Consider the following 15,103-nt stretch of genomic DNA (forward strand, 5'->3'; position numbering starts at 1 on the left):
CAATGGGCAAGCTTTGACAGATAAGTACATAAATTGACCGAATTACCCTATTTTTGTAGAAAAATTGCTTGAAATGTATGAATAAAGTTTTGGCGGCAGGTTTAAAACAACTCATCATCATTCCTGCCACGTTGCTGGCAATAGGCATTAGTACCAGTGCAGCTTTTGCTCAAAATAAATTGTATAGTCCAATTCCTTTATCTAACAGTACTGAAATTGACGATCGCCTGTCTGACAAAGATATTCCCACCGGTCAAGGTGGGTTTGCCCGTGATTACACAGTGAAGTTGCAGAAGGGCGATAATTTAGCAGTTGACCTGTCATCGGAAAACTTTGACAGCATCATCACACTGCTGGCTCCTGATGGTTCAACTCTGGCAGAAAATGATGATGGCCCTGATGGTAGTAGCAATTCCTTACTCTTTACTCGCATCGTAGAGACAGGGAATTATGTTATTCGTGTCCGGTCTTTTGGAGAAACTGGGGTTGGGGCTTTTAAACTCAAAGTGACAAAGTTGCAACCGATTAAATAGAGTTAGGAGTTAGGAGTTAGGATTTTTAACTCCTCACTTTTCACTCCTCACTCCTAACTTCCTACAGCGGTCAATACGCAGAGAAATAAGGCTTCAGTCCACTCAACGACTGCGCCGTAGGTGTCTCCAGTGTGTCCACCTAGTTTGTGGTTGAACCATGCACCAGTTAAAGTGGCGATCGCACTACCAGCAATTATCATTGTCAGTGCAAGAAATAGCTGTTGTTTATCTATTAGCCAAAGTAAACCACTCAAACTAAACAACAACAACAATCCCGGCAACAAATCTTTGTAAGAACGAATGGCTTGTTTGTGAAATGCGCCTTTACCAGTTGCTTTCAGATAAGGATATCGGGCGATCGCTAATTGTTGTCCCCAACGTCCCCAGCCACAAGCAGCCATCAGCAATAACCAACGGTTTTCTGGCATATCGGTCAAAGCTGTTATTTTCAGTATCACCAAGGCGATCGCAGCCATTGCTCCAAAGGCTCCTGTAGCACTATCTGCCATTACCTCCAGTCGCCGCTCTGGGTCGCCTACTGCCAAACCATCGGCAGTATCCATTGCCCCATCTAAGTGCAATCCTCCAGTTATGGCAATCCAAACACTTACTACCAAAGCACTACGAGTTAACACGGGCATACCAATATAATCCATCCCCGTATCTAGCAATCCTAAAATTCCCCCAATTATTAACCCGACAAGCGAAGCAATACGTGCCACTCCCCGAAAGTCCAATCCGTTTAAATACGGCAGTGGAATTATTGTGTAAAATATGATACTAGCTGCCAGCTTTAACAGCAGTTTTTTCCACCACTGTTGCTGTTTCGTCATCTGAATTACATTAATTTTTGGTAAATTGCTGGATAATAGTCATAATTTCGGTACAACCGACATCACTAGACTTTAAAACTTTAAATAAGATTTACTTCCATTAAACATTCTCGTTGAAAATTTTGTTATGCTGGTCTAAGTGGTAAACAAATAATTTTGGGTACTTTTTTATACAAAAACGAGTAACTTAGGAAGTTAAAATTCCATCAGGGATGCAAAATTTGTGTTTTGTATTCGTTAACTAAAAACTTACTCCAAATTATTAGACGATTGCCCCACAAAATTGATATTTTTTTAAATGTAGGGAGTAAACAAGCTATTCAATTATGACAGTTTAGCTATGTTGTTGCTCTCCTTAGCTCAATCGCAATTTTCCTATGAGTCACCATCTACCCGACACCAGGATACCAGCTCCGTGCATTATTAACACGGGCATCATTGTGAATAAGCTCGACATCCGGCGATTGCTGGCAGATTTAGGTCGAGTCCACTACATCTACACCCAAGAAGATAAGGTACTGAGCGAGGGTGAAGGGGATGTGATGGAAGTTTTTGCCAATCCGCAAAGGTCTACCTTAGTGGCTAACCGCGCGCTATATCTGAATGTTTGTAGTTTTGATTACTTGGAACTAAAACAGTCGTCGCAACAAGAAACCTACTTCGATTTGATGCAAGATGGAGTGTGTCTGCGGTTAATTCCCCGATCGACACCTTTACAAGAGCGCCGAGAGCGAAGCTTCAATGTCAGCGCCATAGAAGCGATGATGGAACAAGTACTCTCAGCCAGGTGGGATGCAGAAATTGACGATGACTGTTCTGATTCTTTCTAAATAACAATTATTTAGAGTATATACTCGTAAAGTTGGTAACTATCTTAGTAATGAATGCTTAAGTGTTCGCTCAAACTAAATTACCAATTTTGGTGTTTGGCTAAATTATGGCCAAATAATATTAATCGAAACAGAATTCAGGAGTCAGGAGGTCACTGAGCGTAGTCGAAGTGAGTCAGAATTAAGAATGAATTCTTTACAAATGGCGGATGAATAAACCGCGTTTTTGCACCCCCGCCAAATTGAAAATTTAGTAGNNNNAGCAGAAAGTGGTGGGTCTGAATCCCCCACTGATTGATTCTGACTTCTGAATTTTTCTTCAACTTGCCCTAATACCATTTGGTTTTATGGCTGCTAGTACCGCAAGGCAAAAGTCAAAAAGCTTTTATTTTGAGCTTTCTGACTGTTTTGAATGATAGGTTTATTTTTGCCGCGTTGTACTAGTTATGGATTTCTGAAACTCTTTACTATTAGTGTTTCACAATCCAAAATCGTTCGACTGAGCGCAGCCGAAGTCTAAAATCTAAAATTCCAAATGGCATGAGTGCGAATTTTTCTTTTCAATGTCTTGCTTGCTGTAGTCAGACAAAAGCTAGAGCAGGAGTGTTTTTCACTCCTCATGGTCTTGTAGAAACCCCCAGATTTATGCCAGTAGGAACGCTGGCAAATGTCAAAACTATTACTCCATCTCAACTACGAGATACTGGGGCGCAAATGATCTTATCCAATACTTATCATCTTCACCTACAACCAGGAGAAGCGATCGTGGCTGGGGGTGGTGGGTTACACAAATTTATGGGTTGGAACGTCCCAATGCTCACAGATTCGGGTGGGTTTCAGGTCTTCAGCTTAAGCGAGATGCGAAAAATTACTGAAGAAGGCGTAACTTTTCGCTCGCCCCATGATGGAAAAATTATTAACTTAACACCAGAGCGCTCCATTGAGATTCAAAATACTTTGGGGGCTGATGTGATTATGGCCTTTGATGAGTGTCCGCCCTACCCAGCGACTCGCCAAGAGGTAGAAACTGCAACTGAGCGCACTTACCGCTGGTTAGAACGCTGTATAACAGCTCATCAACGCAGCGATCAGGCATTGTTTGGGATTGTGCAAGGGGGCGTGTATTTAGATTTGCGTTGCCGTGCGGCGGAAGCTTTAGCTAAGTTAGATTTGCCCGGATATGCCATTGGTGGCGTGAGTGTGGGAGAGCCGCCAGAATTGATGGCTGAGATTGTCAAAGTGACAGCACCACTTTTACCACCCGAAAAGCCGCGTTACTTAATGGGTGTGGGTACTTATCGGGAAATGGCGATCGCGATCGCATCTGGTATAGACTTATTTGATTGCGTCATTCCCACCCGTTGGGCAAGACATGGTACAGCGATAGTCCAAGGCGGACGCTGGAATTTAAAAAATGCTAAGTTTCGTGAAGATTTTACGCCATTAGATGAAACTTGCCCATGCTACACTTGTCAAAATTTTAGCCGTGCTTACATATCTCATTTGGTGCGATCGCAAGAAATTTTGGCTTATACCTTGTTGAGCATTCACAACATTACCGAACTAATTCGCTTTACGCAAAAAATTAGAGAAGCAATATTGAGCGATCGCTTTGTTACAGAATTTGGTCACTGGCTCAACTCATCTGAATCAGCATTAGATGAGGGTGAAATTACAAATGACTATTGACCAATGATCGAGACTCAAACCATGTTAAGATACTTCTCAATTATGAAAGCTGTGTTGGATAGGTGGATTTAAACAAACATGGAAGCAGCACTTTTATTAGCAAAACTGCCAGAAGCTTACCAAATCTTCGATCCTTTGGTAGACGTTCTCCCAGTTATCCCGGTATTCTTCTTGTTGCTTGCTTTCGTTTGGCAAGCAGCTGTGGGATTTAGATAAGTTAATCTATTTTTCAATTTATAGGACAGGTAGTTTACCTGTCCTATTTTTTTGCAGCCTCGTGTTTGAGAAAATTAATATTTATTAATATTTTGCAATGAATTATTATAATAAATAAGATGTTAATCAAGCTATGTCAATATGAAGCCTTGAAAGGCAAGGTTACAGTCAAAGAGGAATCAATTATGGGTAATATCAAATTTGTTAAAGAAAATAAAGAAGTAGTGGCAGCAGATGGTGCTAATCTCCGGCTCAAGGCGATACAAAATGACATTGATATATATACATTTATTGGTAAAATGACCAATTGCGGTGGTAATGGTCAATGTGGTACTTGCGTTGTCGAGATAGTCGAAGGACTAGAAAATCTTTCCCCCCGCACAGAAGTAGAAAACCGGAAATTCAAGAAAAAGCCAGAAAATTATCGCCTTGCCTGTCAAACTTTAGTGAATGGCTCAGTCAGCGTAGTCACGAAGCCTTAAGTTCTCAAATCTGTCATGTATCCAGTCAGTAGTCAAAATACTTACCAAAATTGAGTTTCCTCTCTACGAGACGCTACGCCGACATTTTGAATACTTCTCCTGGCAAAAAGGCTACGCCCGAAGCGTAGCTATGCCGCAGGCTTTACGACAAGCTCAGTACAAGTTTTGAATTTTGAATTGGTATAACTCTGTCATCGATAATGCTATCCTAATGTTGTTGACTGGAAATTAAAGAGAGGTTTTCTTGCCATGCAAGTTAATGACCTGGGGTTCATAGCGAGCATTTTGTTCGTACTAGTCCCCGCCGTGTTTTTACTAATTCTTTACATCCAAACTGCTAGCCGCGAAGGTGGAAAAGATAGTTAAGAGTTTGTGTATAAAATAAATAACCCCTGCACCAAAAGTGTAGGGGTTTTTATTTATCAACCATCAATTTAGTGCTGTTAGCGTAGCCTGTGCTGGCTGCTAAATAGTAAAGACAAGACAAATCTTATTTCTTTACTATTCCATTACAGCAATTATTATACTCAGCACTGTTTACTTTAAGCGATTGTCCGCGCCAACAATACCGGACAAGTGGCATTGACTCGAACATAGTCAGACAAGGAAGATCCGATGAGTCTATCTATATCAACAAAACTCTTAGCGATCGATGGACGACGATCTGGAGAACCGAGTAATAATAAGTCTATATTCAACTCTTCTGCCAATCGACAAATTTCTTCACCAGGTTTGCCACTGCTGATATAAGAACGAGATTGGATGCCTAGTTTTTCCGCTTCTGCAACTGCGGCTGCTAAAACTGGATTTTTGTCTGAGTTAACCTTGATTATTTCCGATTTTTTACCACCTAAATCTGTACTAATATTTGCCAAAATTAACTCGCCACCTGGAATATCTCGCAGTAAAAACAATGCCAATTTCAAGCAGTTTTTTGCTGAATCAGAGTTATCTATCGCCACCATAATGCGCTTAATTCTTTTAACGTAAATGTCATCTTTTACCAGCAGCATGGGGCGAGAAGATAGCTGAAAAACATACTGACTGACTGAGTTCGATAAAATCGATTGCAGTCGCTTCAGTCCGCGTGAACCCATAATAATCAAGTCAGCGTCGATTTCATCAGCTACTTGGCAAACTACATCTTTGGGATCGCCTTCACGCAAAATTGAAGAAACTTGGCTAGGATCTAAGTTCAAGGTTTGAATGGCATTCGCCAGAATTTTGCCACCATTTTCCCATTTAGTTGTCATGGTAGCAGCAGCATTTTGTGCTTGAACAACATGCAAAATCGTAACTTTTGCAGATTGAATTGAAGGGATTTCTTTCAGGGTTTTGAGCATTTCCTCTGCGTGTCCCAATCCCGATACAGCCAGCAAAATTCTTCTGATCATCTTACGTAATTTTTGTGAAGTTTACTTTTGTTTTCGCTGTTGGTACTTGGCTCTGGTCGGATTTTCACCACCTTGTTTGACAGCCTAGTTAGTAAGTTGGCATAAATAAACTTTATTTTTTAGTATTTAACACTCAAATAAATGACAAAGGATAAAAAACTAAACAAATATTTAAGTTTATTTGCACTTAGTTACTTAAACTTTTAACCAGACTTCAACTATTCAGCATACTCTCAACTTAGTCTGATGAACTTAATAAATTACGATGTTAGTTATTATTTTTAATCTATGTTTACTTTTGTTAATTAGAACTTAGTTAAGTATTGCAAACAAATGCCAAAATAATTCTATAGTAAAATTGATTCAGTATAAGCCTGAAGAGGCGATGTCTACGACGGTCACTGAGCGTTGGTCATTGAGCGTAGCCGAAATGAGCCGAAGTGCGGGCTATGCCTACGCTTCTCGACTTGGATAGTATACATTATTCCTGAGTTTCCCATATTCTCTGCTTTTTTAAGTGTTGTACAGTTTTGGTAAATCAGATAGGATTGCTATATCCGAACATCTGCAAAATGCGGGATAACAACATCCAAATTCGGATATTCTAATAGTCGAAATCATATTTAATACTATATTGAAACCCTCCAAATATAATCTGGAGGGTTTGTTTGATGACTTGTGAGATTTGCTTAACTTAGATGTGCCCCTGGTTGTCCGTTTTGAACCACAAACGAAGCTAGGGTTTTGACAGAGGCATTCATCTCAACGATGCTTGATACAACGCGATAGTCAGTTTGCCAGCGTTTTGGAGTCAGGTTGCAGCGGACGTATCCTCGGTAAGCACCGTCAAAGAACTTAGTATGGGGATTGTTGCTTAGGGAAGCTTGAACTGGAGCGATAAATGCGGTGGGAAAATCAGATGTAATTGAAGTTCCTACAAACTCAGTGCCTACCGTCGGCGAGTTGGGGTTATTGAAGTCAAGCTTGAGGTTGTGTACCCAACTAGAATGGATGTCTCCAGTAATTACCACTGGATTAGAGGGTTGGCGCTGGTTGAGAAAACTCAAAAGCCGATTACGTGCAGCCACGTAACCGTCCCATTGATCCACATTGAAGACATCGGCACTTGCACTACTATTGAAATTGTACTCGGCTAACATAGTCTGTTGAGCAATCACATTCCAGCGCGATCGCGATTGGTCTAACCCTTTCCGTAGCCATTGCTCTTGCTCTGAGCCTGTCATGGTAGCATTTGGATCAAAAGCTTGGGGACAGCGAGGCTTAATTCCATCATCACAAGGTTGATTAGTGCGGTATTGCCTTGTGTCTAGTACATTAAACTCAGCCAAATTACCGTAGGTGAACCGCCGATAAAGCAGCATATCTGGGCCCTTGGGCAATGAAGACTGACGTAAGGGCATGTGTTCGTAGTAAGCCTGGTACGCATTGGCTCGGCGTTTTCTAAAAGCCTCTTGGGTTTGGTTGTCTTCGGGAATTAAGTTGGCGTAGTTGTTGTCAACTTCATGATCGTCCCAAGTGACAATCCAGGGAAAAGCCGCATGAGTAGCTTGAAGATTTGGGTCAGTTTTGTAGAGGGCGTGGCGATCGCGGTAGTCTTTAAGAGTGATAATTTCTGGACTATTATGCTGGCGCGGCCCACCAGATTGTGGCCCGTATTCGTAGATGTAATCACCCAGATGAACCACAAGGTCAAGATTTTCCTCAGCTAAATGCCGATAAGCCGTATAGTAGCCATTTTGCCAATCTTGACAGGAGACAAAAGCAAAGTTCAGTTGTTGGGTATAGCTATAAAATGCTGGTGCTGTACGAGTCCGTCCAATGGGGCTAACTTCCTTACTTACTTGAAATTGATACCAGTACCAACGGTCAGGGTCTAGTCCACGGACATCAACGTGGACTGAGTGTGCTAACTCTGGTGTCGCTAGTACTGTTCCTCGCCGCACCACCCGTTTCATGTTTTCATCAAGGGCAACTTGCCACCGCACTGGAACATTTACCAGTGGCATTCCACCTCCAGAGAGTGGATTGGGAGCCAGTCGTGTCCAGATAACAACACCATCCGGCAAAGGATCGCCAGATGCAACACCAAGACTGAACGGATAGCTAGAAAACCTTGATTTAGCCAATACCGGATGCCATTGGCTAGCGATTGTTAACCCTGTTAACAATCCTGCACCCAACAAAAAATTCCGCCGTTTGCACCGATTTGCTAGCAGGCGCGTGCCATCCATAAGTTCCATATTCACCCGTTCCCATATGTAAATACAGTTGGCAAACTTTAGGAGGGTCAGTTGTGAAAAGCACAAATAGTAGTTTAAATAATTCGTAATTCCTAATTCGTAATTGCGTTTTGTATGGGGATTTAAACCTAAACAAATATGGCTGCTTCTTATAGAAACAGCAGATTCTAAATCGTCTAATAATTATGAATTATGAATTAGTAATTACTAATTATGTTGATTTAACTTGTCTCCTAATAGCTGCTCAACCAACCACAAAAAAGTTACCAACCCAGGATCAAGCAGAAATTAAGATTGTGTTAAGTTTAAAATTGGATTGGGCTATTGGGAGAATTTTGTAGGACATTTAGACCCTAACCTAAACAGAACTGCCGCTACAGGCACTTTTGGCAAACCCTCTTATAATTACGAATTACGAATTATTTAAAATCTGCCATTTCCCTGAACAATGTGCTTAACGGTAGTCAAGGTTTCCAGGCTGATAAATCCCCGGCGATGACCTTTTTGATTAGACATGCCGAGAAATACTGAATCTCCCCGCGAAGGGTTGCGGGAAAAACGCGGGGAAGTGTTGATGTAGGTAGAGGCACTGTTAACTCCCAAGGCAAACTGCCGACTTTCCTGATAAGATTCAGTCACGATGGAGTCAGCATGACCACTGCTGTATTCATTAATCCAGGCGATCGCAGCCTCTAAGCTATCCACTAGTTTAAAAGCTACTGTCCTCGTTAAATAAGGGTTTCCCCATTCGCCTTCCTTCACCAGCTGCAACTGGGGAAAGGCTTGGACTAATTCTGCATCCCCTTTTATTTCAAAGCCTTTTTCCATCAAGCTGTTCCACAAGACAGCTAAAGATGATGGCAAAGCTTGACGATGAATTAGTACTTTTTCAATAGCGTTGACTTGATCGGGTTCACTTTGATGGCTATTAAGAATCATCAAGCGTACCATTTCTAAGCTACTATTCAGCGACCAGTAGAGGTAACAGTTACCCATCGCTGACTTTAAAACTGGGCAAGTTGACTGTCTGACTACCTGCTGCACTAAGCTAGAACGTCCATAGGGAATCACTAAATTCACGTACTGGTCTTGGGTGACTAGATCCCGAACCGAAGCCCCATGTTCTGCTGTGATCAGTTCTAGACAACCAGGAGCTAGACCAACTTCTGCGATCGCATTTTGCAATGCCTCAGCGATAGCGGCGTTGGAATGGCTAGCTTCGGTACTACCTTTGAGAATTATACAATTACCAGTTTTGATACAAAAACCCGCTGCGATCGCCCCTAAATCGGGAAACGCTTCATAAATAAATCCAATCACTCCCAAAGGCATTAACTGGGTGTAACTCTGGGAATCTTCCAGTTGATAATCAGCGGTTCTAACGCGTCGCAGCGGATCTGATAATTCCCCCAACCGTTGTAAAATATCTACTGTCATCTCTAGCCTGGTGGGAGTCAGCTTCAGCCAATCCAATATCAACTCAGGCACCGCCATTTCCCGACTGGCTTCTAAATCCAAGGTATTGGCTTCTAGAATGTCGTCAAATGAGCGCTCAATCGCCTTTGCCATTGCCAATACTGCACGACTTCGGTCTGCTCCCTTTGTAAGCGCCAACTTTAGGGAAGCTTGATAGGCTCGTTGGGCACTAGTAATCGGTTCGGGGTGGTCATCCAAAACTTCAACAGTCATTGAGTTAACGTCTGTAGGTAAGCCAGACCATTAGTGCTGGTAAGATAGCCAATAGCACCGCCACCATTGCCCAAGCAATAATGCTGGAACCATTTGCCAATCGCAGTGCTAAAGGCAGCCATATAATCACTAGCACGAAAATAATGCCCAGCGCTATAGGCAGATAGCTTTCTCCCAAGCGGGGATGGACAACATGCCAACTATTTCCCATCCAACGCCAAGCCCGTTTGTAGGGATAGGTGGTGGAAAGCTGTTCTAGGACATGACCATTATCTTCTACAACAAAGATTTGCTGACAGCGATCGCAACCAAATGCTTCTGTCAGCGTAATCGGAATTAACTGACCCCGGCGACGACAGGGACAGGGGTATTCGGTATTGAAATCGATTTTTTCGGGTTTTTGAGATTGCACAAGCGTTCTAATAACTTGAGCGTGTTTTACACGAACTATGAGAATATAATGCCTTGGTAAACACTTTAAAGGTTTCTGTCTTTATACACATAAAAAGGTGATGCAAACATTGCCCTGATTACAAACAGTAGATGCAGCTAACTTTAAGTATCCTACTAATTGCCAAATCAGTACGGAGTTATCTATTTGTAATTTTTCCCCGTAGCTGGCGATCTTGTTTAAAAATTTCCTTCTCTTCATCTGTCGCTTTCAAGGTAATGTGGTTGCGTTTTTGGGGATTTATTATGCTGACACACCTGGTACAATTTTAAGCATAGGTGGCAACCACTCCTAAAGCAAATCCTTTGGGAAGGCTACGCTCGTAAACAACACACATCAACAAACCCGCTAATTTTTATTTGGGTCACTGTAACTATATATTACTATCAGTTCTCAAGGTTAGATCGGCATTATGTCCAATATCTATTCCTTCGAGTTTACAAGTGTTTACAGAGCAGGAATTACTAAAATATCTATTGTAGTGTGAAACTCTTTGTCTAAATATATAGATTGTGGCTAGTTTTCTTGACCTGTAAACACTTGAAGGGGTTTACAAGGGTGCATAGCTAATCTACAAATGCTTTAGCGCACCCTAAAAATACTAAAACTCTTGGAATTCTTAAATTTAAGAGGTTTTAGTTGGAAGCGGGTGACGCGATTCGAACGCGCGACATTCACCTTGGCAAGGTGACGCTCTACCACTGAGCTACACCCGCAATCAATTGCCATATATCAATATCTCAGATTTATTCTTAATTGTCAACCCTTTTATTTAGTCATTGGTCATTGGTCATTGGTCATTTGTCATTAGTCATTCGTCATTGGTCATTAGTGAATAACAAAGGACAAATGACTAATGACGGACTAGCCGAGTTCTTCTGATTCCAAAGTTAAATTGCCAACGCTGGCACTTGGAAAAGCGGCTGGCAAAGACTGGCTATTACGAGAATATGGCTCTGCTAGGTTAGAACGCAATTGCCGCATCAGACTTGCCATTTCTAGGGCGTTTAGAGCATAATCCCAGCCATGATTACCTTTTATGCCTGCCCGTTCTAGGGCTTGCTGCATAGTATCTACTGTCAAAATGCCAAAAATTACTGGCACTCCAGTTTGAAAGCTAGCGGCGGCAATGCCTTTAGAAACCTCTGAGGATACGTAATCAAAATGGGGTGTTTGTCCTCGAATGACTGCGCCAAGACAAATTACAGCATCATAACGATGGGAAAGTGCTAATTGGCGAGCTACTAAAGGTACCTCAAAACTTCCCGGAACCCAAACATAGTCCACCTGATTACCTTGGGGATTAGGGTCTACACCGTGGCGTTTTAAACAATCTTGACATCCCTCTAGCAGCTTTCCGGTAACGAGGTCATTGAATCGACCAATCACCACTGCAAACCGCAAAGGCTCCGTTTGGGTAAAAGTTCCCTCGAAAACTGCCATGACTGCCTCTTTATCAACTATACTTCTGGCCAATATACATTTCTTATTTAAATGTAGAGGAGCAGGAAAGCGCGGTCAAAATAAAGTTAGTAGGAAAAAGAAAAAATCCCTTGTTTCCCTTAACCCTTGACCTTGACTTTTCTGCCCCTCTAGTTCTTATATTATGTGCCTGCGCCAGAGCAAAGCCGTCGCCTAAACGACAAAAAAGTTTAACAAACCAACTAAAAACACCAAAGCAATCCAGACCCCAGAACCAACCCAGAGCAGTTTTTTAGATTCACCCCAATTTTGGGGAGTGGCGTAAGCAACTGGAACGCCCACAACCAAGACAAAGGACAATAGGACTAGACCTATTAAGGCAAATTGGAATATTATGGTCATTTTTGCTTCTCCCAATACAGCGAAATACTAAGGATAGAATATCCTAAAGGGCGACACTGACACTTTCTTATTATTTTTAAGCTAGCAGAAATTGCAACATTTTTGTCATTTGTCCTTTGTCTAAGTACAAGTGACTAATGACTCTTAACTATGGATTTAATTCTTTGCCACACAACAGCTGATTTTGACGCATTAGGAGCCGCAGTAGGCTTAACGCGCCTACTATCGGGAAGCAAGATTGTGCTAACTGGCGGCTCTCATCCTCCTGTACGGGATTTTTTAGCATTGCATCGGGATGAATATCCTCTGATTGAACGCCGTTCGGTGAATCCAGAAAAAATTCGCTCTCTGACTGTGGTGGATACACAACAGCGCGATCGCTTGGGTAAAGCTGCTGAGTGGTTAGATTTACCCAATCTGAGAGAGATTATAGTTTATGACCATCACTTAGGACAAGAATCAGATATTCTCGCTACGCGATCGCATATTGACTCAGTAGGAGCTACCACAACTCTCATCGTGGAGCAATTGCAACAACAGCAAATTTCTCTCACTCCTGCTGAAGCAACTGTGATGGCTTTGGGTATCCACGTTGACACTGGCTCCTTAACGTTTGACCAGTCCACCCCACGAGATGCTTTAGCTTTGGCTTGGTTGATGCAACAAGGTGCCAGTTTATCAGTAATTTCTACTTACCGTGACCCTGGCTTGTCTTTGCAATTGCAGCAGTTATTAACTGAGGCGTTGGAAAATTTAGAATATCTTTGTCTACGCGGATATACGGTTGCTTGGGTAACTCTAAAAACCGAGTCTTTTGTGCCGGGGTTGTCGAGTTTGGCATCGGAACTTGTAGAAATAACCGAAATTGATGCCCTACTGTTGGCTAATGAGTATCCTTTAGGTGAAGAGGATTCACGCTTAACTGTAATTGGGCGATCGCAAATTCCCAAAACAAATCTTAACCTATTATTTCAACTCTTGGGCGGTGGCGGTCATTCGCAAGCCGCATCGCTAAATCTAAGGGGAGTTGATTCGCAAGCAATCTTAAAACAACTCGTTGACGGGGTAAAAGCACAAATTCCCCATCCCCCCACTGCTAGGGATTTGATGTCTTCTCCTGTCCGCACGATTCTGCCTGAAACCACAATTGCTGAAGCACAGCGCATTTTATTACGTTATGGACACTCTGGTTTATCTGTAGTTGATACTCAAGAGCAACTAGTAGGTATTATTTCACGCCGGGATCTTGATATTGCCTTGCACCACGGATTTAGTCATGCGCCAGTCAAGGGCTATATGACCAAGAATCTCAAAACAATTACACCCGATACAACACTGCCACAAATTGAGTCGGTGATGGTGACTTATGATATCGGACGCTTACCAGTATTGGAAAATGAGCAGTTAGTGGGCATTGTCACCCGTACTGATGTCTTGCGGGAATTACATCAAGAAAGGGATGAAGACCAAGAAGAAGAGCAAAAATTCAAAATTCAAAATGACGCTCTCGGACTTGCTAACGCTGCGCTAACAAAATTTAAAATTCCTCTCAGCACTGAATTGCAAAATCGCCTTGCTCCGCAACTGTGGCAATTACTCACCACAGCATCGCAAGAGGCAGAGAAACGGGGTTGGCATCTTTATCTAGTGGGTGGTGCTGTGCGGGATTTGCTATTAGCTGAAGCAGCATCAGGTACTTTGATGATTAAAGATATTGACCTCGTAGTTGATGGCTTTGACAAATCAGCAGATGTCGGCGCTGGTGTCGAGTTAGCAAAAGCACTCCAACAACTTTACCCTACGGCTCGTTTAGAAATCCACGGGGCTTTTCAAACTGCCGCTTTGTTATGGCACAAAGACCCAGAATTAGATTCTCTTTGGGTGGATATTGCCACCGCTAGAACAGAGTTTTATCCTTATCCAGCGGCGAATCCAGAAGTTGAGGCGAGTTCTATTCGCCAAGATTTGTATCGCCGCGATTTTACTATCAACGCCCTCGCTTTGCGGCTTACTACTCCCCGTGCTGGTGAATTACTCGATTTTTTTGGCGGATTACTCGATTTACAAGCTAAACAAATTCGAGTTTTACACGCCAACAGCTTTATCGAAGACCCCACCCGCATTTTTCGTGGCGTGCGCTTTGCCGTGCGCTTCGGATTTCAGATAGAAGCGCAAACTGAAGAGTTTATCCGCTATGCCATTAACAGTGGTGTTTACGATCGCACTGCTCAAGAGAATAGCAGAACCCCAGCCCTGCAAACTCGACTGAAAACAGAACTAAAACACATCCTAGAAGCCCCCTACTGGAAATCAGCTTTGCAGTTGCTCGATAACTTAGGGGCATTGCAATGCATCCATCCTACCCTAAAGCTAGATGTGGAAGTCCTACGACAATTACGTTTGCTAGAAAGCTGTTTGCGGCGATTTGACTTGCAACCAACCCTCATTCATTGGGAAATGCGCTTAGAAACATTAATCGCCCATCTCACACCACAATATCGGGCGAAAGTAGCAAAAAATCTGCAACTACAAGAAGATGGCATTAAACGCTTGCAAAACTTGGCTTCTGCGCAATTTGAGATGATGGAATCTTTGCCTAAATGTCAAAGTCCCAGTCAAGTAGTACATATGTTGCGAAAGTACGATTTACCAATCCTGATTTTAATCGCTGTGCAAAGTCCGCGATCGCTTAGACATCAGATTTGGGAATATTTAACTGTTTGGGTTAATGTGCAGCCACTATTGAATGGTAATGATTTAAAGAAACTTGGCTACAAACCAGGTCCGCAGTATCGGCAAATATTAGATGATGTAGTTGCTGCTACCTTAGATGGAGTGATTAAAGATAGGACTGAAGCTGAGGAGTTTTTAGCGCAACACTATCCTAAATGAAATAGCTCC

General features: G+C 42.4%; 14 protein-coding genes and 1 tRNA gene. 7 read left to right on the top strand and 8 right to left on the bottom strand.

Going from position 1 to position 15,103, the window contains the following annotated elements; genetic code table 11:
* Positions 1-77 precede the first annotated feature (77 nt).
* Positions 78-533: a PPC domain-containing protein gene (locus QUD05_RS31385; protein ID WP_289799460.1), complete on the top strand. Its 456-nt coding sequence runs from the start codon at positions 78-80 to the stop codon at positions 531-533.
* A 53-nt stretch (positions 534-586) separates the two neighbouring features.
* Here QUD05_RS31385 and cobS read toward each other — a convergent pair whose 3' ends face one another.
* Positions 587-1,366, bottom strand: a complete 780-nt coding sequence (gene cobS / locus QUD05_RS31390; RefSeq protein WP_289799461.1) for an adenosylcobinamide-GDP ribazoletransferase — start codon at positions 1,364-1,366, stop codon at positions 587-589.
* 377 nt (positions 1,367-1,743) lie between these two features.
* Here cobS and QUD05_RS31395 point away from each other — a divergent pair, with 377 nt between their 5' ends.
* The 5 genes from QUD05_RS31395 (at position 1,744) to psbM (ending at position 4,949) form a co-directional block, all read left to right on the top strand.
* Positions 1,744-2,196: a hypothetical protein gene (locus tag QUD05_RS31395; protein WP_099102673.1), complete on the top strand. Its 453-nt coding sequence runs from the start codon at positions 1,744-1,746 to the stop codon at positions 2,194-2,196.
* Between the two features lie 540 nt (positions 2,197-2,736).
* Positions 2,737-3,885, top strand: a complete 1,149-nt coding sequence (tgt, locus tag QUD05_RS31400; RefSeq protein WP_289799462.1) for a tRNA guanosine(34) transglycosylase Tgt — start codon at positions 2,737-2,739, stop codon at positions 3,883-3,885.
* Positions 3,886-3,963: 78 nt separating this feature from the next.
* The gene (locus QUD05_RS31405; RefSeq protein WP_006195022.1) at positions 3,964-4,101 is read left to right on the top strand and encodes a photosystem II reaction center protein K; all 138 of its coding nucleotides are present in this window, start codon (positions 3,964-3,966) and stop codon (positions 4,099-4,101) included.
* A gap of 185 nt (positions 4,102-4,286) precedes the next feature.
* Positions 4,287-4,583, top strand: coding sequence for a 2Fe-2S iron-sulfur cluster-binding protein (locus QUD05_RS31410; RefSeq protein ID WP_289799463.1), 297 nt, complete (start codon positions 4,287-4,289; stop codon positions 4,581-4,583).
* A 249-nt stretch (positions 4,584-4,832) separates the two neighbouring features.
* On the top strand, positions 4,833-4,949 hold the full coding sequence (gene psbM, locus QUD05_RS31415) for a photosystem II reaction center protein PsbM (protein ID WP_084227279.1): 117 nt from the start codon (positions 4,833-4,835) through the stop codon (positions 4,947-4,949).
* A gap of 176 nt (positions 4,950-5,125) precedes the next feature.
* Here psbM and QUD05_RS31420 read toward each other — a convergent pair whose 3' ends face one another.
* From QUD05_RS31420 to psbZ, 7 genes are all read right to left on the bottom strand, one after another.
* Positions 5,126-5,977: a universal stress protein gene (locus QUD05_RS31420; RefSeq protein ID WP_289799464.1), complete on the bottom strand. Its 852-nt coding sequence runs from the start codon at positions 5,975-5,977 to the stop codon at positions 5,126-5,128.
* 689 nt (positions 5,978-6,666) lie between these two features.
* On the bottom strand, positions 6,667-8,238 hold the full coding sequence (locus QUD05_RS31425) for an alkaline phosphatase D family protein (RefSeq protein ID WP_289799465.1): 1,572 nt from the start codon (positions 8,236-8,238) through the stop codon (positions 6,667-6,669).
* 423 nt (positions 8,239-8,661) lie between these two features.
* The gene (locus tag QUD05_RS31430; RefSeq protein WP_289799466.1) at positions 8,662-9,927 is read right to left on the bottom strand and encodes a glutamate-5-semialdehyde dehydrogenase; all 1,266 of its coding nucleotides are present in this window, start codon (positions 9,925-9,927) and stop codon (positions 8,662-8,664) included.
* Positions 9,928-9,931: 4 nt separating this feature from the next.
* The gene (locus QUD05_RS31435) at positions 9,932-10,339 is read right to left on the bottom strand and encodes a hypothetical protein (RefSeq protein WP_094348002.1); all 408 of its coding nucleotides are present in this window, start codon (positions 10,337-10,339) and stop codon (positions 9,932-9,934) included.
* A gap of 683 nt (positions 10,340-11,022) precedes the next feature.
* Positions 11,023-11,094: transfer RNA gene (locus QUD05_RS31440), tRNA-Gly, on the bottom strand.
* 148 nt (positions 11,095-11,242) lie between these two features.
* A complete protein-coding gene (gene ribH, locus QUD05_RS31445; protein ID WP_289799467.1) occupies positions 11,243-11,821 on the bottom strand; it encodes a 6,7-dimethyl-8-ribityllumazine synthase in 579 nt (192 codons plus the stop codon).
* Positions 11,822-12,013: 192 nt separating this feature from the next.
* Positions 12,014-12,202, bottom strand: a complete 189-nt coding sequence (psbZ, locus tag QUD05_RS31450) for a photosystem II reaction center protein PsbZ (RefSeq protein WP_289799468.1) — start codon at positions 12,200-12,202, stop codon at positions 12,014-12,016.
* A 150-nt stretch (positions 12,203-12,352) separates the two neighbouring features.
* Between psbZ and QUD05_RS31455 the strand changes: the two genes are divergently transcribed.
* On the top strand, positions 12,353-15,094 hold the full coding sequence (locus QUD05_RS31455; protein ID WP_289799469.1) for a CBS domain-containing protein: 2,742 nt from the start codon (positions 12,353-12,355) through the stop codon (positions 15,092-15,094).
* The last annotated feature ends 9 nt before the right edge of the window (positions 15,095-15,103 follow it).

It is taken from the genome of Nostoc sp. GT001 (assembly GCF_030382115.1).
Classification (GTDB): Bacteria; Cyanobacteriota; Cyanobacteriia; order Cyanobacteriales; family Nostocaceae; genus Nostoc.